General features: G+C 64.4%; 20 protein-coding genes and 1 pseudogene. 13 read left to right on the top strand and 8 right to left on the bottom strand.

Translation table 11 applies throughout. From position 1 onward, the window contains the following. Both AC5P7F_RS18460 and AC5P7F_RS18455 read left to right on the top strand, forming a co-directional pair. Nucleotides 1-1,359 (top strand): TonB-dependent receptor domain-containing protein, encoded by a 1,359-nt coding sequence (locus tag AC5P7F_RS18460; protein WP_262243188.1) that lies wholly within the window; start codon nucleotides 1-3, stop codon nucleotides 1,357-1,359. Nucleotides 1,360-1,385: 26 nt separating this feature from the next. Continuing rightward, entirely contained in the window at nucleotides 1,386-2,216 is an 831-nt protein-coding gene (locus tag AC5P7F_RS18455; protein ID WP_049395152.1) for a DUF4198 domain-containing protein, read from the top strand. 104 nt (nucleotides 2,217-2,320) lie between these two features. Here the strand turns inward: AC5P7F_RS18455 and AC5P7F_RS18450 are convergent, their stop codons facing one another. The 5 genes from AC5P7F_RS18450 to AC5P7F_RS18430 all read right to left on the bottom strand — a co-directional run bounded on the left by AC5P7F_RS18450 (nucleotide 2,321) and on the right by AC5P7F_RS18430 (nucleotide 9,122). Next, nucleotides 2,321-5,461 (bottom strand): efflux RND transporter permease subunit, encoded by a 3,141-nt coding sequence (locus AC5P7F_RS18450; protein WP_049407091.1) that lies wholly within the window; start codon nucleotides 5,459-5,461, stop codon nucleotides 2,321-2,323. Then, nucleotides 5,458-6,972 (bottom strand): efflux RND transporter periplasmic adaptor subunit, encoded by a 1,515-nt coding sequence (locus AC5P7F_RS18445; RefSeq protein WP_049396901.1) that lies wholly within the window; start codon nucleotides 6,970-6,972, stop codon nucleotides 5,458-5,460. Before AC5P7F_RS18445 ends, AC5P7F_RS18450 begins: the two co-directional genes overlap by 4 nt. Next, on the bottom strand, nucleotides 6,969-8,267 hold the full coding sequence (locus AC5P7F_RS18440) for a TolC family protein (RefSeq protein ID WP_024957398.1): 1,299 nt from the start codon (nucleotides 8,265-8,267) through the stop codon (nucleotides 6,969-6,971). Before AC5P7F_RS18440 ends, AC5P7F_RS18445 begins: the two co-directional genes overlap by 4 nt. Before the next feature lie 79 nt (nucleotides 8,268-8,346). Next, nucleotides 8,347-8,619, bottom strand: coding sequence for a hypothetical protein (locus tag AC5P7F_RS18435; RefSeq protein ID WP_322546828.1), 273 nt, complete (start codon nucleotides 8,617-8,619; stop codon nucleotides 8,347-8,349). A gap of 260 nt (nucleotides 8,620-8,879) precedes the next feature. Then, a complete protein-coding gene (locus tag AC5P7F_RS18430) occupies nucleotides 8,880-9,122 on the bottom strand; it encodes a heavy-metal-associated domain-containing protein (protein ID WP_232350880.1) in 243 nt (80 codons plus the stop codon). Between the two features lie 189 nt (nucleotides 9,123-9,311). Between AC5P7F_RS18430 and AC5P7F_RS18425 the strand changes: the two genes are divergently transcribed. Together AC5P7F_RS18425 and AC5P7F_RS18420 are read left to right on the top strand one after the other, a co-directional pair. Next, nucleotides 9,312-10,343: a heavy metal translocating P-type ATPase gene (locus tag AC5P7F_RS18425; RefSeq protein WP_049396908.1), complete on the top strand. Its 1,032-nt coding sequence runs from the start codon at nucleotides 9,312-9,314 to the stop codon at nucleotides 10,341-10,343. Further along, nucleotides 10,259-11,125 (top strand): DNA-binding protein, encoded by an 867-nt coding sequence (locus AC5P7F_RS18420; protein WP_275043315.1) that lies wholly within the window; start codon nucleotides 10,259-10,261, stop codon nucleotides 11,123-11,125. The genes AC5P7F_RS18425 and AC5P7F_RS18420 overlap by 85 nt, the downstream gene beginning before the upstream one ends. Before the next feature lie 69 nt (nucleotides 11,126-11,194). On the opposite strand, the gene AC5P7F_RS18415 is transcribed toward AC5P7F_RS18420, so the two are convergent. After that, nucleotides 11,195-11,656: a hypothetical protein gene (locus AC5P7F_RS18415; RefSeq protein WP_049396911.1), complete on the bottom strand. Its 462-nt coding sequence runs from the start codon at nucleotides 11,654-11,656 to the stop codon at nucleotides 11,195-11,197. Nucleotides 11,657-12,321: 665 nt separating this feature from the next. On the opposite strand from AC5P7F_RS18415, the pseudogene AC5P7F_RS18410 reads away from it, so the two are divergent. From AC5P7F_RS18410 to AC5P7F_RS18395, 4 genes and pseudogenes are all read left to right on the top strand, one after another. Beyond that, nucleotides 12,322-12,705 (top strand): annotated as a pseudogene (locus AC5P7F_RS18410) (VC1465 family Xer recombination activation factor); the annotation flags it as partial. A gap of 250 nt (nucleotides 12,706-12,955) precedes the next feature. Beyond that, complete coding sequence (locus tag AC5P7F_RS18405) at nucleotides 12,956-13,318, top strand: SEC-C metal-binding domain-containing protein (RefSeq protein WP_197637399.1); 363 nt, start codon at nucleotides 12,956-12,958, stop codon at nucleotides 13,316-13,318. 16 nt (nucleotides 13,319-13,334) lie between these two features. Then, a complete protein-coding gene (locus AC5P7F_RS18400; RefSeq protein WP_495205420.1) occupies nucleotides 13,335-13,841 on the top strand; it encodes a hypothetical protein in 507 nt (168 codons plus the stop codon). Nucleotides 13,842-14,055: 214 nt separating this feature from the next. Beyond that, a complete protein-coding gene (locus tag AC5P7F_RS18395; protein WP_164076856.1) occupies nucleotides 14,056-15,174 on the top strand; it encodes a sensor histidine kinase in 1,119 nt (372 codons plus the stop codon). Between the two features lie 22 nt (nucleotides 15,175-15,196). Here AC5P7F_RS18395 and AC5P7F_RS18390 read toward each other — a convergent pair whose 3' ends face one another. Continuing rightward, nucleotides 15,197-15,676 (bottom strand): GNAT family N-acetyltransferase, encoded by a 480-nt coding sequence (locus AC5P7F_RS18390; RefSeq protein ID WP_046430525.1) that lies wholly within the window; start codon nucleotides 15,674-15,676, stop codon nucleotides 15,197-15,199. 133 nt (nucleotides 15,677-15,809) lie between these two features. Between AC5P7F_RS18390 and AC5P7F_RS18385 the strand changes: the two genes are divergently transcribed. Beyond that, nucleotides 15,810-18,005 (top strand): translocation/assembly module TamB domain-containing protein, encoded by a 2,196-nt coding sequence (locus AC5P7F_RS18385; RefSeq protein WP_495204206.1) that lies wholly within the window; start codon nucleotides 15,810-15,812, stop codon nucleotides 18,003-18,005. A gap of 71 nt (nucleotides 18,006-18,076) precedes the next feature. Beyond that, nucleotides 18,077-18,562 carry a TspO/MBR family protein gene (locus AC5P7F_RS18380; protein ID WP_495204205.1) on the top strand — a complete coding sequence of 162 codons (486 nt, stop codon included), beginning with the start codon at nucleotides 18,077-18,079 and terminating at the stop codon, nucleotides 18,560-18,562. A 16-nt stretch (nucleotides 18,563-18,578) separates the two neighbouring features. On the opposite strand, the gene AC5P7F_RS18375 is transcribed toward AC5P7F_RS18380, so the two are convergent. Then, the gene (locus AC5P7F_RS18375) at nucleotides 18,579-18,872 is read right to left on the bottom strand and encodes a hypothetical protein (protein WP_014647137.1); all 294 of its coding nucleotides are present in this window, start codon (nucleotides 18,870-18,872) and stop codon (nucleotides 18,579-18,581) included. 263 nt (nucleotides 18,873-19,135) lie between these two features. Between AC5P7F_RS18375 and AC5P7F_RS18370 the strand changes: the two genes are divergently transcribed. The 3 genes from AC5P7F_RS18370 to AC5P7F_RS18360 are packed head-to-tail and all read left to right on the top strand — an operon-like array spanning nucleotide 19,136 to nucleotide 24,229. Further along, nucleotides 19,136-21,373, top strand: coding sequence for an ATP-binding protein (locus tag AC5P7F_RS18370; RefSeq protein WP_495204204.1), 2,238 nt, complete (start codon nucleotides 19,136-19,138; stop codon nucleotides 21,371-21,373). Further along, a complete protein-coding gene (locus AC5P7F_RS18365) occupies nucleotides 21,370-21,837 on the top strand; it encodes a response regulator (RefSeq protein ID WP_014647135.1) in 468 nt (155 codons plus the stop codon). Before AC5P7F_RS18370 ends, AC5P7F_RS18365 begins: the two co-directional genes overlap by 4 nt. After that, on the top strand, nucleotides 21,830-24,229 hold the full coding sequence (locus tag AC5P7F_RS18360; RefSeq protein WP_164076853.1) for a response regulator: 2,400 nt from the start codon (nucleotides 21,830-21,832) through the stop codon (nucleotides 24,227-24,229). The genes AC5P7F_RS18365 and AC5P7F_RS18360 overlap by 8 nt, the downstream gene beginning before the upstream one ends. Nucleotide 24,230: the final 1 nt, after the last annotated feature.

The following is a 24,230-nucleotide window of genomic DNA, read 5'->3' as shown; positions in this document are numbered from 1 at the left end:
GTGCTGGACTACCTTCTGTTTACCCAGCGTGGCTCGGGTGGCAACAGCCAGCAGGGCTTTAGCGGCACCATTTCCGGCGCCCTGTTCGATCTGCCCGCCGGCAGCGTCGCCTTCGCCTCGGGCGTGGAGTTTCGCAAGGAACGCGGTTGGCTGTATCCGGACCCGCTGGTGGTCAACGGCAGCGCCAACATCGTGCGTCAAGATCCGATCGAAGGCGAGTACTCGGCCAAGGAAGCGTTTGTCGAGTTCGCCGTCCCGCTGTTGCAGGACATTCCGCTGGTGGGCTACGCCACCTTGAACCTGGCCGGCCGCTATTCGGACTACGACCTGTTCGGCAGCGACACCAACTACAAGGTGGGGTTGGATTGGCAGGTGGCCGAACCTCTCAAGATCCGTCTCAACTACGCCACGGCTTTTCGCATCCCCAGCATTCCGGAGTTGTTCGGTGGCATCGGCCAAGGCAGCTTGACTACGCTGGATCCGTGCAGCAACTGGAGCACGTTACCGGCCGACTCGGTCATTCGGGCCAACTGCCAAGCCGCGGGCGTGCCGACCAACTTTCGTCAGTTGGGCAACACCATCCTCACCACGACCGGCGGCAATCCCGACCTCAAGCCTGAAGATGCGCGGACCTTCACGGCAGGCTTTGTGTGGACCCCAGGGTTTGCGCCGGGGCTGACGCTCACGGCCGATTACTACCGTATCCGCATCGAGAATGCGATCCGTAGCATTGAAGGCTCGGTCAAGCTGCGTGCGTGCCACACCACACCGAACTTGGCCCATCCGTTCTGCTCACCGGCCAACTTCACCCGTGATTCGGTCACCGGTGAGGTCAACTACCTCTCGTCCCAGCAGGTCAATGCGGCCAGCGAGGAATCCGAAGGTGTTGATATCGGCGTGCTGTATCAGTTCGATGTGGCCGGCTGGCAGGCCAGCGCGAGTCTGGACGCCTCGTATCTGGAGCGTTACGACGTCACTCCCTTCGCCGGTGCCACCACCATTGAGTACGCCGGCAAGATCACCAGCGGCTTGGGTAGCTACACCCAGTGGCGTGGCTTGGGCTCACTGCGCATGGGCAAGAACCGTTGGACTGGCGTCTATTCGGCGCAGTACATCGGCAGTGCGGACGACATCATCGCCGTGCCCGGAACGATCGGCTCGCATGTGTCCAGCGTGGTGTACCACAACCTGCAACTGAGCTACGGCATCAAGAAGAAATGGGACATCTCCGCCGGCGTTGAAAACGTGCTCGATAAGAAGGCGCCGTTCGTGCAGAACAACCCCAACGCCAACACCGACACCATGACGTACGACTTGCTGGGTCGTCGCTGGAATGTCCGCTTTGGTTACCACTGGTAAGCCACGATCCCAAGGAGCTACACATCATGAGAAACACGCAACTATCCGCCGCACTACTGCTGTTCGCTGTGGCCGGCAGCGCCGGCGCGCACGACCTGTTTGTCGCGTTTTCCAAGCCCGGCACCGCAGCGGGCGAGGCGAACACAGCGTTGGTGAACAATGGCACCTTCGATGAAAGTGCAGGTGCAGTCACCCGAGCGCGTCTACAGGACGTTTCGCTGAGTCAGGGCGGCGCTAAGGCTGCACCGGACTTGGCCAGTTGGAAAGAGGTCGGCAAGCAGAGCCAGCTCACCGTGCATCCGGCGGGCGAGGGCACCTATCTGCTGGGGGTCTCGACGATGGCCTCCACCAGCACGCGTACGGCCAGCGAGTTCGGCAAGTACCTGGAGTTGGAAGACTTGCCCGATACCCTGGCCACCTATGATGCGAGCAAGTTTCCCAAAGGGGTCACCTATAGCTATACCAAGCATGCTCGTGCCATTGGACAGGTGGGCACAAAACTGACCGACGATTTCGCTGCCTCGCTGGGCTATCCGCTGGAGATCCGCTTGGCCCGCAATCCTGGAAGCGTGAAGGTCGGCGAACAGCTGTCGTTCCAGGTGCTGCAGCAGGGCACGCCAGTGCCCAACCTACGCGTGTACGTCGGTCATCGTGCTGACGCACCGGTCAAGGGTGGGCACGGTAGCGCTACGCTCCTGCGCACCGATGCCCAAGGCCAAGCCAGTTTCCAGGTGACCACCGCCAAGACCTGGTACATCCACACCAATCACATGGTGCCCTCTACACAAAAGGGTTTGGATTTTGTGTCGGATCGGGCGTCGCTGAGCTTTGAGATTTCCCCGCACGCCGGGCACTGATAAGTAAGCATGTAGGCGGTACTCTCCCCTTTGACGCCAGTCATGACTTCTTCCATGACTGGCGTCTTTTTGTGGGGACTTACCTCAAGTGCTCAGTCTGTCTCTCATTGGTCGCCCCGCGCCGCGCGCAATCCACGTCGCCGCACTAGATAGAACGCTGCGGGAATCACCACCATAGAGAGCACCGGTGCGGTGAGCATGCCACCCAGCATCGGCGCGGCGATACGTTGCATGACCTCCGAGCCGGCACCGGCACCGACGAAAAGCGGAAACAACCCGGCCAGGATGACGGCTACCGTCATCGCCTTCGGGCGCACCCGTTGCACGGCGCCTTCGTAGATAGCCTCTTGCAGGGTAGACACATCTTCCGGCGCACCGCTGGCCAAGCGCTGCTCCCAGGCATGACGCAGGTACAGCAGCATGATGACGCCGAACTCAGCCGCAACGCCGCCCAGGGCGATGAATCCGATCATGCTGGCCACCGAAATCGCATGGCCCAGCCCCCAGATCAACCAGAAACCGCCCACCAACGCCAAGGGCAAGCTGAGCAGGATGATGGATACATCGCTAAGCCGGCGAAACACCATCCAGATGACCAGGAAGATGATCGCCAACGCCGCGGGCACCACCCATTGCAGGCGTGCCAAAGCCCGTTGCAGATACTCGTACTGCCCCGACCACGCCAGACCATAGCCGGCAGGCAAACTCACCTGGGTCTGCACCGCGGCTTGCAGGTCCTGGACCACCGATCCCAAGTCGCGATCGGCCACATCCACGTAGATGTAGCCCACCAACCGGCCGTTATCGCTCTTGAGCATCGGCGGGCCTGGGCTGATTGACAGCTCCGCCACCTGGCTCAAGGTCAGTTGCACACCGCCTGGCGCGATCAGCGGCAGATCCTGCAAGGCCTGCAACGAGTCACGCTGGCCACGGGGGTAGCGCAAGACGATGGGATAGCGTTCGCGCCCCTCGATCGTTTCCCCGATTGGATCACCGCCAACGACCGTGGCAATCAGTTGCTGGAGTTGGCCTTGAGTGAATCCGTAACGTGCAGCGATTTCCGGGCGCACCTGTACATCGACATAGCGCCCACCCGTGACGCGTTCGGCCAGTGCCGAACTCACGCCGGGCACAGTCTTGGCCACCTGCTCGATCTGCCGGCTCAGGCGCTCGATCTGCTCCACATCGGGTCCGGAGACCTTGATCCCAATCGGGCTCTTGATGCCGGTGGCCAACATATCGATGCGATTGCGAATGGGCGGGACCCATAGGTTGGTCAGACCGGGAATCTTGACCGCTGCGTCCAACTCCTGGCGTAGCTTCTGGGGGGTCATGCCCGGGCGCCATTGATCCCGCGGCTTGAAGGTCACGGTGGTCTCAAACATTTCGATCGGTGCCGGATCGGTCGCACTTTCGGCACGGCCCGCCTTGCCGAACACGTGCTCAACCTCCGGTACGGTCTTGATCATCCGGCCCGAGAGCTGGAGCAACTGACGGGCCTTGTCGGCGGACAGGCCGGGCAGGGCCGTGGGCATGTACAACAGGCTGCCTTCTTCCAAGGGCGGCATGAACTCACTGCCCAACCGGCTAAAGGGGATCAAGGTGAGCACTAGCAGCAGGCCGCTGAGCAGCAAGGTGACACCGGGATGTTTGAGGACCCACAGCAGGATGGGCCGATAGCCAGCGATCAGGATGCGATTGATGGGGTTCTGCTGTTCCGGGCGGATGCGGCCGCGGATCAGGTAGCCCATCAAGACGGGGATCAAGGTCACCGACAACCCTGCTGCGGCGGCCATCGCGTAGGTCTTGGTGTAGGCCAGAGGCGAGAACAATCGCCCTTCCTGCGCCTGCAGGGCAAAAACCGGCACGAAAGACAGGGTGATGACCAGCAAGCTGGCGAACAGGGCCGGTCCGACCTCGGCCGCCGAGCGGGCCATCAGCTGCCAGCGCTCCTCACCCTGAGGTTCCCGGCCGTGCGCCTCCCGCCAGTGCTCCAGATGCTTGTGTGCATTTTCGATCATCACCACCGCTGCATCGACCATCGCACCAATGGCGATGGCGATGCCGCCTAATGACAGCAAGTTGGCGGAGATCCCCTGGGCGTGCATCACGATGAAGGCCGCCAGGATACCCAAAGGCAGGGTGATGACGGCCACCAACGCCGAGCGTAGGTGCCACAGGAACAGCAGGCATACCAGCGCTACGACCAGAAACTCTTCGCCAAGCTTGTGGGTGAGGTTGCGTACCGCATCCTGGATCAGCTCGGAGCGGTCGTACACCGGCACCACTTCCACGCCCTCGGGCAAGCTGGATTGCAACGCCTGCAGTCGCGCTTTGACGTTCCGAATGGCCCCCAAGGCATCCTTGCCGGTCCGCAGGACGATCACGCCGCCGGCCACCTCACCTTGACCATCCAACTCTGCGATACCACGACGGAAGACCGGCCCGCGACTGATCGTGGCCACCTCGCCGAGCAGGACGGGGATGCCGTCGTTGCCGGTTACCGGCACCTGTTCGAACGCCTCCTGTGTGCGCAGGTAGCCTTCGCTGCGCACCATCAGTTCGGCTTCGCCTTGTTCGATCACCGAGCCCCCGGTAGCGCCGTTGGCCGCATCCACCGCCTCGATGAGCTCGGCCACCGTCAGTCCACGGGCCGCCAACGCCTGCGGATCGGGCTGGATCTGCCAGGCGCGCACCGCACCGCCCACACTGGCTACTTCAGCCACGTCCGGCACGGTTTTTAGCTCATAACGAAGAAACCAGTCCTGCAACGCACGCAGCTGCCCCACATCACGTTGACCTGTCCGATCCACCAAGGCGTACTGGTAGATCCAGCCCAGTCCTGTCGCATCAGGACCCAGCGCCGGATTCACATTCGGCGGAAGTCGATCGCGTACCTGGCTCAAGTACTCGAGCACTCGAGAGCGCGCCCAGTAAAGATCAGTGGCATCGTCAAACAGGATGTAGACGAATGAATCACCGAAGAAGGAGAAGCCGCGTACCGCCTTCACGCCCGGCACGGACAACATCGTGGTGGCCAACGGGTAGGTGACCTGGTCTTCGATGATGCGCGGGGTTTGCCCCGCCCATTGCGTGCGGATGATGACCTGGGTATCGGACAGGTCCGGCAGCGCATCCAGCGGCGTGTTCTTTACCGACCAGATACCGACCACCGCCAGCAGCGCGGCGGCAACCAGCACCAGCACGCGATTGGCGATGCAAGCATGGATCAGGCGCGCGATCATGGTGTGCCCTCCATCGCTTCGGACATGACCTCGCTTGCCTGGCAATCAGCGGCTGCGGCGGGGCCGAACTTGGGTACCAACTGCATATCCATGAACGGTGACTTGCCCGGCTTGTCGAAATGCTTCTCCGGCACCATCGGGTCATACCAGTACTGCACCGGGCAGCGCGGCGGCGTAGAGGTGGAGGTGTCTGGCGCGACAGGCGCCGGCTGTCTGGACGGTGACGGCACGACAGTGCGTGGTTCGTGCCCGGCGTCATGGCGCTCGTGCACACCTGATGCGCTGGCAGGGCGTGTCGGTTGTGCAGCACCCAGGCGCTCCAACGCACCGGAGAGACTGGCTTCGGAGTCGAGCAAGAACTGACCCGAGACGACCACGCGTTCACCACCGGCCAAGCCTGCCACGATCTGCGTGCGCCCTTGCACGCTACGTCCCACACTCACCCGCACTGGCCGGAAGCTCCCGTCCGGATCCTGCACGATGACCCGGCTGTCCCGCCCGGTGGCGATCAGCGCCTCCGTGGGAACGACTGGCAGGGCCTGCTCGGCGTCGGGCTGCACCAGAACCTCGGCGAACATGCCCGGCACCAGCCGACGCTGCGGGTTGCGCAGCACAATTCGCGCCCGCTGCGTGCGACTAGCCATGTCGACCTGGGGAAGCAACGCCTGGATCTGTCCGGCAAAGCGCTCTGCCGGCCAGGCACTGACCGTGGCCTGCACTGAGGTCCCCGGCCGCAAGGTGCCCAGCGCTGCCTGGGGTACCGAGGCCTCCAGCCACAACGTGTCCAGCCCATTGATCTTGAACAGTGGCGTACCGGGCATCACCGTCTGTCCCTCGCGTGCCAGGATCTCGGTCACGACACCACTGTGGTCTGCGCTAAGCACGACGCCACTTCTGGCCGAGGCGCCAGAAGGAACACCCAACGAACGCAACCGTTGTTGCGCCGCACCCTGCAGCTCACGCGCGCCCGCGGACTGAGCTTGGCTCATGGCATGTGCTTCGGCGATGGCCGCGTTCCATGCCGGGGCCTGCACGGTGGCCAGCGTTTGACCACGACGAACCTCGGTAAACGGCGCCTTTACCTGCACGTGGGTGATCAAGCCTTCCATGCGCGCACTGATCACGCTTTCCTGGGTCAGATCCCACGTCAGTGTGCCCGGCACGCGTACGGCAGTCCCTAGTAACTCTACCGTCACTTCCTGAGTGCGTATACCCACGTTCTGCTGCAGGCGCGGATCGATCTGCGTTCCGCCCCCTATGGCCTCATCTGCGTATTTGGGCAGCAACTCCATATCCATGAACGGAGATTTGCCCGGCTTGTCGAATCGCTGCTCCGGCGCCATGGGGTCGTACCAGTACAGCACCTTGCGTGCTTGATCTGCGACGCTCGTGCCGGGGGGCGGGGTGGTATCAGAGGTTCGAGTCATCCAGGCGTAGCCGCCGGCAAAGCCGAGCGCCAGCAACCCGAGGGCCACGGCGAGCTGTGTGAGACGCGTCTTGGTCGGGCTCATGGCGTGTTCTCCTCATGGGGTAGCAGATAGGCCAGTGCCGCCCAGGCACGGCCCTGTTCGCCCAGCAGACGGGCGTTCTCCAGGTGCAATTCGATCTCATCGCGCCGCGCTTCCAGCCACGGCTGCAGGTCGGCACCGGCGCCGTAGGCGGCCAACGCCGTGCGTGCACGATCGCGCGCCAAAGGCAGGCTCTGCGTGTTCTGGCGCTCCAACTGGCCGGTTAACCCGCGCCATCGCGCTATCGCGCGTTGCACCGACTCGGCTTGGATGCGCCGGGCCTCATCGCGCTCTGCGGACACCGCCTCCAGCTCGGCCCGCCGTGCCGCGATGCCTCGTGCTTGGCGGTTCTTCTGGAACAGCGGCAGGCCCACACCCACTTCCACCATGAGCATGTCGCTGCGCGCCATGCCGTCGGGTGCGCGCTCGCGACGTCCGTAGGTGAGCTCCACACTCCAATCCGGGCGGGTTTCGGCCACGGCCGCATCCACCTGGGCCTGGGCTAAGCTCTCGCGTGCCTCCCAGCCCAGTAGTGGCGTGTGTTGGTCCAGTTTGGCCAGCAGTTGGGTGGGCTCCAATGGCAACTGCGAAAAATCCGGTGCCGCACCACTGGCCAAGATCGCCTCTGGTGCAATACCCAACCACCGCGCCAGGCCGGCCTGCGCGGCGGCGTGCTCCGCATGTACCTGCTCCAGGCGATTGTCCAACTGCAGTAGGGCGGCCTGGGCGGCAAGCACATCACTGGCCCCGGCCGTGCCGCCTGCCAAGCGAGCACGCGCCGCACGCTCGGCTATACGGGCCGGCTCGCGCAGACCTTCCAACGCATCTACGGCTTGCTGCGTACTCCACAGCTCGATCCAGGCCAGCGCGGCCGCTTGGGCCACCATCTGCTGTTCGGCCATCGACAGTGAGCGCGCTTGCGCCAGCGTCGCTTGCGCCAACGCGTGCTCGGCACGTCGTTTCGCACGCGCAGGAAACTCCTGCATCAGACCGATTTGCTGGGTGGTCATCTCATCGGCCCGCAAGCTGAAGGCATCGGGTCCGCTGACGGGCCAGTTCGCCAGCCCCACGATCAAACGTGGGTCGGGAAGCGCGCCAGCACGCGCGGCTTCTTCGGTACTGGCATCGATCTGCGATCGGCGCACCTGCAGGGTTGGGGCGTTAGCAAGCGCCCGTTGTAGGGCTTCTGTGTAGCTGATCGGGATAGCGGGCGATGCCGCCAGCACAGGACCACTGAGCGCCAGGGCAAACACGAACCCACACGCCATCTTGCGCCTTGCACGCAAGAAGAAAGACATCTCCATAAGACCTCCGGGAAACGACAACGAGCGCGCTGCAACGCATGCAGCACGAGCACGGGTCAATCCAGGAGGGGGCTTAAATCAGCAGGCTACAGAAGCGCTGCAGGGGAGGCGGATCGGACACGCACACCGGAACATCCCGATAGAACTGCGCGTGTACCGGTGGCAACAGAGCCTGCACCAGCGCGAAGGCGGCCAGCGCGGGCTGGTAAGCCACTTGAGGGGCCTTCGCATCGGCCGTGGCGATGTGATCGCGCTGGCAATGCTGGTCGCACAACGCCGGAGCATCGGGATCCGGCGTGGACATCTCTTCGCAACCGACCATCAGGGTCGCTTGTCCAGCTTCCACCGATTCCAGCGGACAGGCGTAAGCCACCAGCGCGAGTTGCTGCAGCAGCAGCGCCCACAGTCCCAGCCATGCCAGTCGGGCACGAGAACGGGGTCGCCGCCATCGCCTCAGCAGCCTCACCATGACAGCTCCCGCACGCCCGAAGCAGCGCCTGCGGACGCTGGGCAGATAAGGGCAGGGGACGTGCGAGCTCTCATGATGGCCAGTCTAGCCCTCTTGGGGCCGACTGTCATTGATCAGGATCAAGCCCTCGCGCGGACTCAGCGGTGGCATCCGCCGCAGCAGGAGGATGCGGCGGCCGGGGCGGCCGGCGTACCAGCCTCAGAAGGGAGCACCGCAGCGATCACATAGCCTTGCCGCTGGATAGCCTCAACCGCCTGTTCTACGGCAAGCAGGCCCTCGATCTTGACCACGCCACTGCCCAGATCGACGTCCACCTGGGCGTGGGGGTCAAGGGCCTGAATGGCTTGGGTGACCGTTCGGACACAGTGACCACAGGTCATACCTTCAACAACGAGATTCATGGACAACCCTCCAAAAGCATCGGCGGTTTGCCGACGGCGTGACGATGAGCCTTCCCACGGTGGGAAGGTCAAACGGCAGGCAAGTTGAGTGCTGGTCCGCCCCCGCTGTTGACCTTCCCATCATGGGAAGGCTCAGGCTAGCTGCTCGTTCCTATTGGCCCTTACTCCATGGACATAGCGCTCACCCCGCCGCAGCCGGCGCCTGCGGACATCCATCGCTTCAGTGTCGCCGGCATGACCTGTGCCTCATGTGTAGGCCGGGTAGAGCGCAGCTTGCGGGCCGTTGCCGGCGTGAGCGATGCGTCGATCAATCTGGCCACAGAAGTGGCCGAGGTAACCGCTCCGGCGGCCGCGCTGCCCGCTTTGATCGCGGCGGTGAAGCAGGCCGGTTATGAGGTTGCCAGCCAGGAGCGGGATCTGATCATCGAAGGGATGACCTGCGCTTCATGTGTGGCACGGGTAGAGCGTGCGCTGCGTGCTGTGCCGGGCGTGATGGAGGTGTCGGTCAATCTGGCCACCGAGCGTGCGCGCATACGGGCTACGTCACTGGTGGAGGTCACATCTCTGGTTGCCGCCGTCAGCGCAGCCGGTTATCGCGAGATCGAACCGCAGACACTGGAAGGCAAGATCGATACAGCGCCGGCGCGCCAGGCGCTCAGTGGTGACACCCTCAAACTACTGATCGCTGCGGCCCTGTCCCTGCCGTTGGTCGTCCCGATGCTGGGATGGGTCGCAGGTCAGCACTGGATGCTGCCGGGCTGGATGCAGTTCTTGCTCGCAACGCCGGTGCAGTTCTGGATCGGTGCGCGCTTTTATCGCGCCGGATGGCACGCCCTGCGCGCCGGCACGGGCAACATGGATCTGCTGGTCGCTTTGGGGACCAGCGCCGGTTATGGGTTGAGTGTCTATCACTTGTTCAATGATGCCGGACACCACGGCGATGCCGCGCTGTACTTCGAGACCTCGGCGGTCATCATTACCTTGATCCTGCTGGGCAAGTGGTTAGAGGCCCGCGCCAAGCGACAGACCACGCAAGCGCAGGGCGCCAGTACAGGAGACTTCGCATGGCCCGCGGTATCACCGAATCAGACGTCCACACCGCCGCCGACGAACTGGTGGCCAAGGGCGAGCGCCCAACCGTTGAGCGAATCCGGACTCACTTGGGGACCGGCTCTCCGAACACAGTCACTCGCTGGCTAGAGACTTGGTGGAATCGACTCGGCACACGCCTGCAGCAACGACGTCTGGACTTTGAAGACGCCCCGGCGGTGTTGGCGGAACTGGCCGGGCAATGGTGGGAACTCGCGCTGAAGCACGCTAGGGAGGCAGCCCTTCGAGAGTTCGCAGAGACTGAGCAGTCGCTGGCTACCCAACGTGAAGCGCTAGATGCCAGGTCACGGGTCGTAGCTGACGAACTGAGTCAAATGAACTCAGAACGCGCCACTGCTATCGCCGGCGAACGTGTGGCTAGTACGCGAGCTGCAGAACTGGAGCGGCTGGTCGAGCAGCTACACCGGCAGATCTCAGAGCTCACGGAGCAGCGCGATCTCGGGCTTCGAAGAGCCGATCGAGCTGAGGCAGCAACACAGCATCTTGATGCCCGGCTTCACGAAGCGCTGGAAACGGCGAAATCTGAGCGAGAGGATTGGACCGAGTACGTCAGATCTGTCGAGAATCGGGCGCTGAGCGATGTAGATCGAGCACGCCAGGAGGTGAAGGATCTTCAGGCGCAAATAAGCAAGACATCCGAACACCACAGGACCCTTGAGAACCAACTGCGGCAGAATCTCCAGACCGCCCAATCGGCGGCCGCAGCAGCCAGTCAGTCGGCGGATATCCTACGCGGCAGATGTGACGCTCTAGAGGGGCAACTTTCGAGCCTCCGAGATCTCCCAACGCAGCTAGAGGCAGCACTCAAACGATCCGAAGAAATTCGCATCAGTGCTGATGTTCGGCCCAAAAGGAAACGCTCGAAACAGTGAAAACATAGCAGCCAGATGCCTGCAAGGGAGGCAGAACGCTAAACGCTTTCCAGCGCATCGGCTGCACCGTCAGGCGTCTCCCTGAAACTCCATACACGCGGCCCGCAGAACGCGGCAGGGGGCCGCGGCCAAAATTTGGGATGGAGCCGCGCCATCGAGCGTCGCGTGAGGCGACAGGAACCACTCGACCTCTCCCCAATAAGTGCTTCGCCGCAGTCCGCCCAACTCGCGCGCAAAAGGACCGAACTCCCGCAGCAAAGCCAAAATCTCGGCCAAGTGGTCCACAGGCTGGCCGCTCGGCAGGAATTGCCAAGCCGGATACCGGTAACTGGGCGACGGGCGGGTGACGTAGGCCCCCAAGAGCTTGCCAGCGCGGCGCAACCGGCTGACCAGGTGGCTACCGCTGGGCGCATGAGAGCCAAGCCCCTGACTGACCTGGGCGGCGCTCAGCCACTGCGAGGCAAGTGCTTGTCGCGCGGTAGCCGCATCGAGGAAGACCCGTTGAGCGGGCGTAAAGGTGCCGAAGTGCATCCAGCCGCCTCGAATTGTAGAGACTACACAGGATGTGAGTCTAGCAAGCCGGAAGAAATGTGCGCCAGCTTCCGGCCCAAATCAGGCGCCTAGGCGCCAATACACGGGTCGGGCGGGCTTCAATACTTTCAACCTTGCGGCAACCAGCAACCAAAAATGTCTGCAACGGTTCGTCTTGTACTGAAATTGTCTGCCTCAAAAGCTAAAAACTCTGCAATGGCACGCTGAAAATGACTGCAATGAACACCTGTCTCTAGCGGACGATTCGGATCCAGCGCATACGTGGCCCGACCTGCCAGACCATCGAACACCTTTGGATTGTGCATGCTGCAACAAACGAGGAACACGATGGCCTCCAAAGGGCGAACCGAATCGCCCGAGCTCCTCCAGCTAATCCATTTGCCCGCCAATCCGCCGTTAGACCAGATCTGGGGCAACAGTTTCGCGGTTTCGTCGAATTAGGGGCGCCTTGATGGAAGTTCCACCAAATGTGTGGCGACTTTTCGTAGCAAATGGGGCGACTTTCCGTAGTAGGTGGGGCAACTTCTCCCCGTCAATCAAGAGAGCAACATGATTTGCACCATTTATCACGTCACTGTTGCGGTCAAGTAGGCCTAGAAGGTCTTCTCAACGCAACACCTCAATAACTACCACTTTTTCGCATAATGTATACGCCCTCTTCACAGCGGAGGGGGCGCAAGCGAGCGGGGTATGGCCGTAGACGGCCATACGTCACTGCCGAGCAGTTCCGTGATGCCCGGATTTTCTCCGGGCTCACTCGCCTGGACGCCGCCGAGATGCTCGGGGTGTCCCTTCGCACCATCGGTAGCTGGGAGCTTGGCCGTGCTAGGCCGTCTTGGGCCGCCTTCAAGCTCCTGCGTTTCCTCAAGCATGGTGCTTTCATTGATCCGGCATGGGCTGGCTACACGGTCGTCCGTGGGCGCCTGATCACGCCCGAGAACCATGCGATCGAGCCCCACGATATGGCCTGGCTGTCGCTGCTGGTGCGGCGCTCGCGGGCGTTCTCCGACCTGTTGAAACAGCGGCAAGGGCAGGCGGCCGACGCCGGCGCTCGCGCCGGTGCGGCCGCTGACCTCGGTCAATTTTCATCCGCTCGGGGAGCCTCAGATGGGGCGCCCAGCAGCGGCCGCGAAGCGGCCGCTGCGCTGGGCTTGTCTCTATATAGGACAAGTGACAAGTATTTTCCCGCCCAAGTGGCTCGGGCCCTACTGCTGACTGGCGATGCCAGTCTTGTGGGGGTCATTGACAGTGGGGCCAAAGTGGGGCCAAAGTGGCCCCATGAAAAAGCCCAAGCCCGAAGTACAGAAGTTCAACCTGAGGATGCCTGTGGATCTGATGGAACGTGCCCAGGAGCAGGCTTCGGTGATGGGGGTCTCACTCAACGCGTTTATCCTGATGGCCCTGTCGGATTTCGTGCGCCGGATCGACCAGCAGGCGCGAGCGTCGACGGATGCCGAAGCGGAATCGATCATCGGGGCGCCGATCAAGCCAGCCCCCAAGCCGAGGGCCAGCCGTGCCAGCACTGCGAAGGCGACAGCGTCGAAGCCGGTGGAGCCGCCAATGCCACGCGTTGGCCGCAACGAACCGTGCCCGTGCGGCTCGGGCCGCAAGGCCAAGCACTGCCATCCGGCGTACTGCTGAGCTCCGGGGGTGCAGCATGATGCTGACCTTCCGCGACGGCCTTGAATGGGTCCAGCCGCAGTCGGCGGCGTACCCGTCGCCGAAGGCCTGCTGCTACTTCAGCGAGCGCGAATTGCTCGGGCTGGCCCTTGATTCCTACAGGGCAGCTTTGCGTGGTCTATCTCCGCCTGCAGGTGAGCCATGGTCGCTCGAAGGGTCAGCCTGGGCTGGCCCTGAGTCGTTTGTCGAGGGGCTGGCGTTGGAGCTGGTCACCCGGTTGCGTCGGCGCGCCTATCTCACCGGCCACATGATTCCGGCTCAGGAATGGTCGCCTGCCGATGCACGGGGGGCGGGGGGAACCCCCGCGGATATGGCGCATGGATGCGCCGCTGTTGACGCGGTTGGACCCGCGCAAGGTGCGGGTCAGGGTGGCGATGATGCCGCCACCGTTGACCCGCTTTTTGTTTGCCCGTTGGGGCAAGAACTGCCAGCGGTTGCAGCCGCTGGCTCACGCAATGCCGCACTGGAGGTGGCCCGCCAATGAAATCACAGAACCCACTTTTTCGCATAATGTATATTATGTTCTAGCCAGACTGGCCCGGGCGACCGCCGCCTGGGCCCAACCCGCGCTGCAGACTCCCCCTTCAAATGGCCGCCCCAACACCGGCAGAACCGCGCCCCACAGGCCGAGCCTTTCTCACCCCGTATCCAAACGCCCTCGTGTAGGCTCGGCGCACCACTTAAGGACGGGTTTGGCGATGCGCCTGGCTGATTTTATCGAACAGAATGCGCGGGAAATCCTCGACGACGCGGTGGCATTCGCCGAAACGCAGGCACCCGATACCGTCGAGTTCAGCGCAAAGCAACTTCGGAATCATCTTCCCCAGATTCTTCAGGCGGTCATAGACGATCTCAGATCGCCGCAGACAGACTCCCAGCAGCTCGCAAAGTCCCACGGGCTTGCACCGTTGAAACCCGGTCCCGAGTCCGCCGCGTCCTATCATGGCCGAACCCGCGCCATCGCCGGCTTTGGCCTCAACCAGATGGTGGCTGAGTATCGAGCGCTTCGGGCTTCGGTACTTCGGCGATGGGCATCCGACCAGCGGCTGGTCACTTCATCGATCGATGACATCCTTCGTTTCAATGAGGCCATCGACCAGGCGGTGGCCGAATCCCTTGCTCAGTTCTCTGCCGAGGTCGAATCCTGGCGGCAGATCTTCCTCGCGGCGCTCGGGCATGATCTCCGAGGCCCCTTGGCAGCGATCATCTTCTCGGCAGACACCCTGGCCAGTGGGCTGCAGGACCCAGCTTTGGCCAAGCAGGCCGAGCGGATCGTCAACGGCAGCATGCGCATGAAAAAGCTGCTGGACGACCTGCTGGCTTACAGCCGCAGCAAGCTGGGCGATGGGATGGCCATTCATCCGGTGGACTGCGATCTTGCCCAATCGCTTGGCGAGGAAGTCGAGTTGCTTCGCGCTGCCCTGCCCCACGTCCCTATCACGTATGAGGTTGAAGGCGATGCCCGCGGTTGCTTCGATGCCTCTTCGTTGCGCGAGGCGGTTCACAACCTCACGACCAACGCCGCAAAGTACGGCGAACACGGCACCGATGTGCGGATCAGCCTTGAGGGCCTCGCCGACCAGATCCTGATCACGGTGAGCAACACGGGGGCCGAAATGTCGGACGAAGCGTTCAACAGCCTGTTCGATCCCTTGCGCCGAGGCTCGCACAACGCGTCACAGGGAGAACACGCGAGCCTTGGTCTCGGCCTGTTCCTGGTGCGGGAAATCTGCCACGCGCACCGCGGCACTGTCCATGGACGATGGCGTGATGGCCGCACCTCATTCGTCATCACACTCCCGAAGAATGCTGATTGATGCGGCCGACCTGGCGACGGCACTACAGGAACCTGTGCATTACGAAGACATCGACCAACCCGCGCCTGCCATGCCGGAAGGCCTCTGGCAGCGTTCCAACCACCGCAAACCCCAGCTTCCGGTACAGCGCCACCGCCGGGCCGTTGGTGCTGACCACGTAATTGAACTGCATGGCCAGGAACCCTTCCGCCCTCGCCCGCTCCAGGCTGTGTTCCACCAGGGCTCGGCCCACGCCCCGCCCCTGTGTCGCGGCGTCGACCACATACGTGGCGCTGGCCACATGCGCCCCAAGGTCAGGGAAATTCGGGCCCATCTTGTACATGCCCACAACCCGGCCCTCCAGCACAGCTACATGAGGTGCCTGGGCCTGGAACCAATGCGCGCGAAACGTCTCGACGGCGAAAGAGCCAGCAAAGGGCAGTGCATCCTGCGTCGCAATGGCTTGCTTGAACATGCCCCACATCACGTCGAAATCGCCTGCACGGGCGGGCCGGATATCCATGCGACTCCTGCAGATCTGTGGTGGTGACCAGGCCGGACACTACCAGAATCCAACGCCTGCTCCGTAGCTGCTTCACGCGCCACCGCCATCGGCTCGGCAATAGTTGCAGATATTCCGGCCTTCAGAGCAGTAGATGCCCCCTGTTTCCGCGCACATCCCGCACCGGCTTCGACGGTGGCGTGTTCCTGCCTGCGTCCTGCTGGGCATCTACCTGCTGTACCTGCTGGCCGGCAACATCTTCCTCAACACACCGCTGTTTGACCAGGTCACCAACCGCAAGCCGCACAAGTTCGTGATGACCACTGGGCCGGCCATTACCGTGCTGCCAGGCCATGTCATCGCCTGGAACGTGCACATGCGCGGCCATGTGAACCACACGGTCTACGTGCTGCACGCCGACCGCGCCAGCGCTCGCTTGGCGGTGCTGCCCCTGTTCCAGCGCGAGGTGCGGGTGCCCCGGCTGCAGGCCACCGGGGTTTCGGCCGAGATCAGCCGCGTGGAAGAGGCCATCCCGCCACCGCCGCGCAGCGACCGGGGCTGGACCCTGCGCTTCGACGCCATCCACAGCGATAGTATCCGCAGCGCACGTTTCGGCAAGCTGCTGATCATCGGCCAGGGCCAGGGCACGGTGGGCTTCCTCAAGCAGCTGCGCGGCGGGCCGTCGGAACTGTTCGAATCCGAGGTTGCATTCAGCGATGCGGACACCAGTTTTGACGGCGTGCAGCTGTTGGGCGACATGGATCTCACCGCGCGCTTCAGCTATCCGCGCCATTATCAGGACCAGGCGCCCGGCCTGGCCAAGTTGAAGCTGCTGCATGCCCAGCTCGAGGTCGATGCCCGCAGCCAGGGCCTGCGCATGGACACCAATGCCACAACGCCGAAGATCTCCAGCGCACCAGTGCCCGGACGGCTGCAGGCCGCACTCCACCTGATCGATGGCCAACTGCAGCCCGGCGACCACGCGCTGTGGCAGGTGCCGCTCTACCTGGGCGACGGCGCCCCCGATCGCGGCATGCTGGCGCTGCAACTCAATGTGGCCAAGGACCTGCGCCTGCAGGCCCGCTTGCCGCCAAAGTCCGGTTCAGGCAGCGAGGTGGATGCCGATCTGCATATCAGTGGCCGGGACATTCCCTTCCAACAGCCCGCACAGCTGCTGGAACGCAGCTCTGGCACAGTGCGCGGCGAATGGACGTTCACCTCGCTCAACTGGATCCCTGCCCTGTTCGTGCGCAAGCCGTGGCTGCAGCTGGATGGCGGCGGCACGCTGAAGGCGGACCTGCGCCTTCGCAACGGCGAGCTGACCGAAGGCAGCACCGTGGACATTCCTGCGGCCGAAGCCGTGGCCGAGGTGGCGGGTGTGCGCTTGGCAGGCACGGCCAGTGCCCACGGCGAACTGAAGGCCGGCACGCCCAGCCAGGCGCGGCTGGCCGTCCGGTTGCCCCGCTTCACCGCGCGGCCAGGCGATGCCAAGCACGTGCGCCTGTTCGACGGCCGGGATCTGGCCCTGGACCTGACCGGCGATGGCCGCCTGCAGGAACTGCGCAAGGGCGTCCGCGCGCAGCTGCGCTTCAGTGAAGCCACCATCCCTGACCTGACCGCCTACAACCGCTACCTGGGTTCGCCCCAGGTGCGACTGCTCCGTGGCACCGGCACCGTGAGTGGTGATGCGACCCTCGATACCGACGGGCGCGTCGGCCATGGCACGGCCCGGCTGTTGGGGCGCAACGCCAGTGCAAAGGTGGCAGGGCTGGACATGGGCGGCGATATAGACGTGAACGCAACACTGCGCCGGGGAGACTTCAACCAGCGTCATTTCGATCTGTCCGGCACCACGGTCGAGCTGCGCAACGTGCAGGTGGCGGGCACGCAGGGCTCGACGGCATGGAAAGGCCGCGTGGACTTCAGGCGTGGGCGCATCGATGCGCAGTCGCCGTTCCAGGTGGATGCCACCACGGACCTCGATCTCAGCGATGCGCGACCGTTGCTGGCGCTGTTCGCAGAGCGCACCGACTACCCGCGCTGGACCTTGTCCCTGCTGGATTCCGGACAGGTACAGGCGCAGGCGACGCTGCGCTGGCGCCCTGGCCATCTGGTCATCGATGGCCTGCAGGCCGAGAACGACCGCCTGTCGGTACGCGCGCGGCTGGATCTGCTGGAACAGCGCAAGCGCGGTGATCTCTATCTACGGTGGGGGCTGCTGGGTGCGGGCATCGAGCTGGACGGCGACCAGCGCCAATGGCATCTGGCCAAGGCACGCGAGTGGTTTGACCAGCAGCCTTCGTTGCTGCCAGCGGGCCAGGGCACGGGTGCTGCAGGCTCGTCGCACTGAAGGCAACCGTCTGCATCCATTGCCGGCCCCGGTGCGTATACACCGACGCCCCAATTGACGAGTTGCACGCAATGAACAAGCGCACACAGGCCTATGGCCTTCTGGGATGGGTGGCCATCACCTTCGCCGCCGCCGCACTGGGCGCGTGGGCCTCGACGTTCGCCGCCAGCTTCTATGCCACCCTCGTCCTGCCTGCATGGGCGCCGCCCGCCGGTGTGTTTGGCCCGGCATGGACCTTGCTGTACGCCATGATGGCGATTGCGGCGTGGCTGGTCTGGCGGGAGCGCGGCTGGCGCGGCGCGCGGCCTGCGCTGTGGCTCTATCTGGTGCAGCTGGCCATCAATGCATTGTGGAGCTGGCTGTTCTTCGGCTGGAAGCTGGGCGCCCTCGCCTTCGCCGACATCCTGGTGCTGGTGGCGCTGGTGTGCGCGACGATGCTCGCGTTCGTGCGCGTCCGCACGATGGCAGGCGTACTGCTGCTGCCCTATCTGGCCTGGATTTGCTTCGCCTCGGCGCTCAACTTCGCAGTCTGGCGTGCCAACCCCGGGCTGCTGTGATAGCGCGGCGCATTGCTTACGCCTGGGCCACGACCTGTGGGCGCCAGTTCCTCAACAGTGCCGGCTTGAACGCCTGCTGCCCGCAGCCGGTGGGGCAACGCACCACACGCGCCGACGAATGGCTGACCAGGCCTTGTCCTTCTTCGGCCTTGAACACCGTCTCGCAGGACAGGCAACGGGCCACCAGCGAATACAGGTGCAGCAACCGGCCACTGGCGGGGTCCTGCAGGGCATCCACATCCAGCAGTTCGAACTGGCAACTGTCAGCCAGCATGCGGTACGGCGTAGAAGGCAGGGTCTGCAGGTTCACGGGCGTGGTATCCGACGGAAGTCGAGCCACCCTAGGGCAGCCGCTGTCGAGCCGGCGTGCAGCGCAGATGCACTGGCCGCGAAGCCGGCAGAGACGCCTGCCGCATGCGCATCGCTGCTTGTATGAAGAATTCAGTTTCAGATGGAGGACACGCCACATGCACAGGGAGGTAGGCGGATACGCTCTTTTGCTTCACCATCCATGGTTACCGGATACACCGCTGGGTCGTTCCTGCCCTTCACGAATCATGAGTCCCGCCCTTGATGCCTTCTGCTGAGCCCACGCACGACGCTGCCCTGTCGCGTTGCGCGCGCGAACCGATCCATACCCCCGGCGCGATCCAGCCGTACGGTGTGCTTCTGGTGGTGGAACCGCACTCGCTGCAGGTGCGTGAGCGCGCCATCAGCCACCCCGCCCTGCTGCAGCAGTTCGGCGAGCCATTGATGCAACACGTCGCCGAGGTGCTGGGTGGCGTGCTGGCGCCGTTCCAGGCGGTGTTGCAGCAGGCCACGGTCGGCAGCAGCGCACACGTGGGCGCGGTGCATCTGGATGGCCATGGCCGCCACCAGCTGCTCGTGCACCGGTCTGCAACCGACCTTCTGGTTGAACTGGAGGCGCCGGTTCCGGGCCAGCCCGGTTCGCTGGAAGAGCTGTACCCGGCGATCCGCGAGCTGATGTCCGGCATCGAGACCGCCACGACGGTGGAAGACCTGTGCAGGCTGGCCGCCGCGCATGTGCGACGCCTCACCGGCTTCGACCGCACCCTGGTCTACCAGTTCGATGCAGGCTGGAATGGCACGGTGGTGGCCGAGGACGGCAACGGCCTGCTGCCATCCTATCTGGACCTGCGCTTCCCCGAATCGGACATCCCCGCCCAGGCGCGTGAGCTGTACCGCCGCAACCGGGTGCGCCTGATTGCGGACAGCGATTACACCCCTGCACCGCTGCTGCGCGCGGAAGCGCATCGCGACGCGCCTCCCACCGACCTGAGCCTGGCCGTGCTGCGCAGCGTCTCGCCCGTGCACCTGCAGTACATGCGCAACATGGGCACCGGGGCATCAATGTCGGTGTCGCTGGTGCACGAAGGGCGGCTGTGGGGCCTGGTGTCCTGCCACGCGGTGCAGCCGCGCCGCCTGCCGTACCACGTGCGTACGGCCTGTGAGTTTATGGGCCAGATCCTGTCGCTGCAGATCGCGCTGAAGGAGCGCGCGCGCGCGATCGAGGAACGCGTGGCCCGTCGCTCGGTGCTGGTCAAGCTGCTGGCACGCATGGCCGGGGACGAAGAGTTCATGGCTGCGCTGCGCCACGATGAGGCCAGCCTGCTGTCCCTGACCGGCGCGGCCGGCGCGGCCATCGTGCACAAGGGGGACTGCATGCGCGTGGGGCAGTGCCCGCCCCCCAGCGAGGTGCTGGCCCTGGCCGACTGGCTGGCCAACCAGCACGCCGGGCAGGAAATGTACTGCGCCGATCATCTCGCCGCCGACTGGTCGCCTGCCGCGCACCTGACCGACGTGGCCAGTGGCCTGCTGGCGGTGTCGATCTCGCAGCTCCATCACAGCTACCTGATGTGGCTCCGGCCGGAGGTCGTGCGCACCGTGCGCTGGGGGGGCGACCCGCGCAAGACCGATGCGCCCGGCGTGGCCCTGTCGCCGCGCAACTCGTTCGAGGCGTGGAAGGAGACCGTGCAGCAGCGCAGCCTGCCCTGGAGTGATGCCGACTGCGATGCCGCGCACGAAATGCGCACCGCCATTGTCGACATCGTGCTGCGCAAGGCCGAGGAAATGGCGGAGCTGAACGAACAGCTGGTGCGCAGCAACAAGGAACTGGAAGCGTTCTCCTATTCGGTCAGCCACGACCTGCGCGCTCCCTTCCGCCACATCGTCGGCTACTCGGAGCTGCTGGGCAGCTCTGCGGGCGAGCGCCTCAACGACACCGAACGCCGCTTCCTCGACACCATCGTGGAATCGGCGAAATCGGCCGGCACGTTGGTGGATGACCTGCTCAGTTTCTCGCAGATGGGCCGCTCGACGGTGGGCCGGGTGCGGCTGGACATGGCTGCACTGGCCGAGGACGTGCGCAGGACGTTGGCCCTGGACTATGCCGGCCGCGAGGTGCAATGGACGCTGGCGCCGCTGCCGGAAGTCGAGGCCGATCCGACCATGCTGCGCCTGGTCTGGCAGAACCTGCTGGGCAACGCGATCAAGTTCACCCGCGAGCGCGAGCAGGCAGTTATCGAGGTCGGCCACGAACGCAACGACGACGAAGACCATTTCTTCGTGCGCGACAACGGCTGCGGCTTCGACATGCGCTACGTGGACAAGCTGTTCGGCGTGTTCCAGCGCCTGCATCACGTCGAGGAATTCGAAGGCACCGGCATCGGCCTGGCCAATGTGCGCCGCATCATCGGCCGCCACGGCGGCCGCACCTGGGCCGAGGGCGAACCCGGCAAGGGCGCCACGATCCATTTCACCCTACCCCGTTCCACAGGAGATCACCCATGAGGGACCTGCGGCCGATCCTCCTGGTCGAGGACAGCCCCAAAGACGCCGAGCTGACGATGGCCGCGTTGTCACGCTGCCAGCTGCTGAACGACGTCATCCACGTGCGCGATGGCGCCGAGGCGCTGGACTACCTGCGCTGCGAAGGCAAGTTCGCCGGCGCCATGCACGGCGGCCCGGTCGTGGTGCTGCTGGACCTGAAGCTGCCCAAGGTCAATGGCCTGGAAGTGCTCGAACAGGTCCGTGGCGACGCGCAGCTGAGCAGCACCCCGATCGTGATGCTGACCTCCTCGCGCGAGGAACAGGATCTGGTGCGGAGCTACGAACTGGGCGTCAATGCATTCGTGGTCAAGCCGGTCGATTTCAAGGAATTCTTCGATGCCATCCAGGGGCTGGGCATGTTCTGGGGCATCACCAACCAACCACCGCCGCACCGGCCCAACGGTTCGGGGCAGCACCATGCGTGATGGATCGCGCCGCAGTGAGCGCCTGCGCATCCTCATGCTGGAGGACAGCGCGCTTGACGCGGAGCTGATCAGCGCACAGCTGCAGCGCGCAGGCCTCGACTTCGAGGCCGAGCGGCTGTGGACCCGCAATGCGTTCATCGAGGCGATCGACAATCGCCCCTTCGACATCATCCTGGCCGACCACGTACTGCCCGGATTCGATGGCGATGCCGCCCTTGCGCTGGCGCGCGAGCGCATCCCGCACACGCCTTTCATCTTCGTCTCCGGCACCCTGACCGAAGAGCTGGCCGTGCAGGCCTTGACCCGCGGCGCACGCGACTATGTGGTGAAGCAGCGCCTGCAGCGCTTGCCGGATGCCATCCGTCGCGCGCGGCAGGAAGCCCACGAGCGCAACCAGCTGGTGCAGGCGCAGGCTGCGCTCAATGAGAGCCAGGCGCAGCTGCAGCAGGTGACCGACGCCGTTCCGGCGCTGATCGCCCGGCTCGACAAGGACCACCGCTACCGCTTCGCGAACAAGGCGTTCCTGGATTGGCATGGCGTGAGCCAGGCCGAATTGCTGGGACGCCTTGCCCGCGATGTCAGCGGCATCAGCGCCTTCGAACGTGCCCTCCCCAGCCTGGAACGCGTGCTGCAGGGCGAGCGCACCAGCTTCCAGGTCGAGCTCGTGCATCGCAGCGGCCAGTCACGATTCGTGCAGATGGACTGCGTGCCGGAGCATGCCGCCGATGGCAGCGTGGCCGGCTACATCTGCATGGGCAGCGACGTATCGGTGTTGAAGCAGGCCGAACTGGCCCTGCGTGAGGACAACCAGGCCCTGGAGCAGCAGGTGCAGGCGCGCACCGCCGAACTGCGGGCCAGCAAACGGCGGCTGCAGGCAATCTTTGAATCCAGCTTCCAGCATCAGGTGCTGCTGGATCTGTCCGGGCGCGTGGTCGATGCCAATGACGCTTCATTGGCCGCCGTGCTGGCGGACAAGAAGGACATTGTCGGCCAGCGCTTCGGCGAATCCCTGTGGTTCGCCAACACCGACGGCGTCGGCGCGGTGGTTGACCAGGCCGTCGCCGCGGCGGCGCAGGGTCGCAACTCGCTGCATTCCCTCGAGCTGGAACTGCCCACCGGCCGGCGCAGCTTCGACGTCTCGCTGCGCCCGCTGCTGGACGCCGACGGCGTGGCCACCGCCGTGGTATCGGAGGCGGTGGAAACTACTGCGCGGCGGCAGGCCGAGCATGCGCTTCGCCAGTCGCAGAAGATCGAGGCGGTCGGCCAGCTCACCGGCGGCATCGCGCATGATTTCAACAACATCCTGACGGTGATCTCGGGCAACATCGAGCACGCCATGCTGCTCAGCGAACGGGCCGGCGAAGCCGGCGCGATGGCCAGCCGTGCCCTGGACAATGCCCTGAAGGGGGTTGGCCGTGCCGCCAGCCTCACCCAGCGCCTGCTCGCCTTTGCCCGGCGCCAGCCGCTGCACAGCCAGGCAGCCAACCTCAACGAGTGCCTGCTGGACATGCAGGACATGCTGCGGCGGGCGCTGGGCGAACTGGTGCAACTGGACATCCGCACCGCCGAGGACATCTGGTGCGTGGAGATCGACATCAGCCAACTGGAAGCGTCGGTGCTGAACCTGGCGGTCAATGCGCGCGACGCGATGCCGCACGGCGGCCGCCTGGTGATCGAAGTCGACAACAGCCACCTCGACCACGACTACGCCGCATTGTTCCCGGATGCTTCCCCCGGCGAGTATGTGATGCTGCGGGTGCGCGACAACGGCCACGGCATGGACGCGGCCACCTTGGCGCGCGTGTTCGAGCCGTTCTTCACCACCAAGCAGGTCGGCCGCGGCACCGGGCTCGGCCTGTCGATGGTGCACGGCTTCGTGAAGCAATCCGGTGGCCACGTGCTGATCGATTCGGTGGAAGGCGGCGGTACCAGCATCACCATGATGTTCCCGCGCTCGCCTCTGGCGCTGCCTTGCGAGGCTCGCGTCCCGCAGACGGGCCTGGCCGGCTACTCGCCACGCGAGGAAACCGTGCTGGTGGCCGAGGACAACGACGATGTCCGTGCGCATACAGTCGATGCGCTGCGCCTGCTGGGCTACCGCGTGCTGGAAGCGCACGACGGCCCCTCGGCGTTGCGGCTGCTGGAACGGCCGGACACCAAGGTCGACCTGCTGTTCTCGGACGTGGTGATGCCGGGCATGTCCGGCTGGGAGCTGGTGCGTGAGGTGCGTGAACGCTGGCCGGCAATCGCGGTCCTGTTCACGTCAGGCTATCCACGCGACCACGATGCGGTTGGCGCGCAGGGGCGTGCAGCCGCCCTGCTGCCAAAGCCATTTACCCGCAGTGACCTTGCGCTGGCAGTGCGCACCGCGCTGGAGGCTGCGCCGCGCTGAG

This window comes from Stenotrophomonas sp. YJH_SMC_105-26 (genome assembly GCF_059368915.1).
Note: the sequence above shows the minus strand (reverse complement) of the source record. Positions and strands in the feature narration are given on the sequence as shown.

Coding starts and splice junctions, on each gene's coding strand:
- AC5P7F_RS18450 (WP_049407091.1), bottom strand. CDS start 5,461: ATGATCGCGCGCCTGATCCATGCTTGCATCGCCAATCGCGTGCTGGTG.
- AC5P7F_RS18370 (WP_495204204.1), top strand. CDS start 19,136: ATGCCTTCTGCTGAGCCCACGCACGACGCTGCCCTGTCGCGTTGCGCG.
- AC5P7F_RS18405 (WP_197637399.1), top strand. CDS start 12,956: ATGAAAAAGCCCAAGCCCGAAGTACAGAAGTTCAACCTGAGGATGCCT.
- AC5P7F_RS18395 (WP_164076856.1), top strand. CDS start 14,056: ATGCGCCTGGCTGATTTTATCGAACAGAATGCGCGGGAAATCCTCGAC.
- AC5P7F_RS18445 (WP_049396901.1), bottom strand. CDS start 6,972: ATGAGCCCGACCAAGACGCGTCTCACACAGCTCGCCGTGGCCCTCGGG.
- AC5P7F_RS18430 (WP_232350880.1), bottom strand. CDS start 9,122: ATGACCTGTGGTCACTGTGTCCGAACGGTCACCCAAGCCATTCAGGCC.
- AC5P7F_RS18365 (WP_014647135.1), top strand. CDS start 21,370: ATGAGGGACCTGCGGCCGATCCTCCTGGTCGAGGACAGCCCCAAAGAC.
- AC5P7F_RS18440 (WP_024957398.1), bottom strand. CDS start 8,267: ATGTCTTTCTTCTTGCGTGCAAGGCGCAAGATGGCGTGTGGGTTCGTG.
- AC5P7F_RS18385 (WP_495204206.1), top strand. CDS start 15,810: ATGCCCCCTGTTTCCGCGCACATCCCGCACCGGCTTCGACGGTGGCGT.
- AC5P7F_RS18400 (WP_495205420.1), top strand. CDS start 13,335: ATGATGCTGACCTTCCGCGACGGCCTTGAATGGGTCCAGCCGCAGTCG.
- AC5P7F_RS18415 (WP_049396911.1), bottom strand. CDS start 11,656: ATGCACTTCGGCACCTTTACGCCCGCTCAACGGGTCTTCCTCGATGCG.
- AC5P7F_RS18360 (WP_164076853.1), top strand. CDS start 21,830: ATGCGTGATGGATCGCGCCGCAGTGAGCGCCTGCGCATCCTCATGCTG.
- AC5P7F_RS18425 (WP_049396908.1), top strand. CDS start 9,312: ATGGACATAGCGCTCACCCCGCCGCAGCCGGCGCCTGCGGACATCCAT.
- AC5P7F_RS18455 (WP_049395152.1), top strand. CDS start 1,386: ATGAGAAACACGCAACTATCCGCCGCACTACTGCTGTTCGCTGTGGCC.
- AC5P7F_RS18390 (WP_046430525.1), bottom strand. CDS start 15,676: ATGGATATCCGGCCCGCCCGTGCAGGCGATTTCGACGTGATGTGGGGC.
- AC5P7F_RS18380 (WP_495204205.1), top strand. CDS start 18,077: ATGAACAAGCGCACACAGGCCTATGGCCTTCTGGGATGGGTGGCCATC.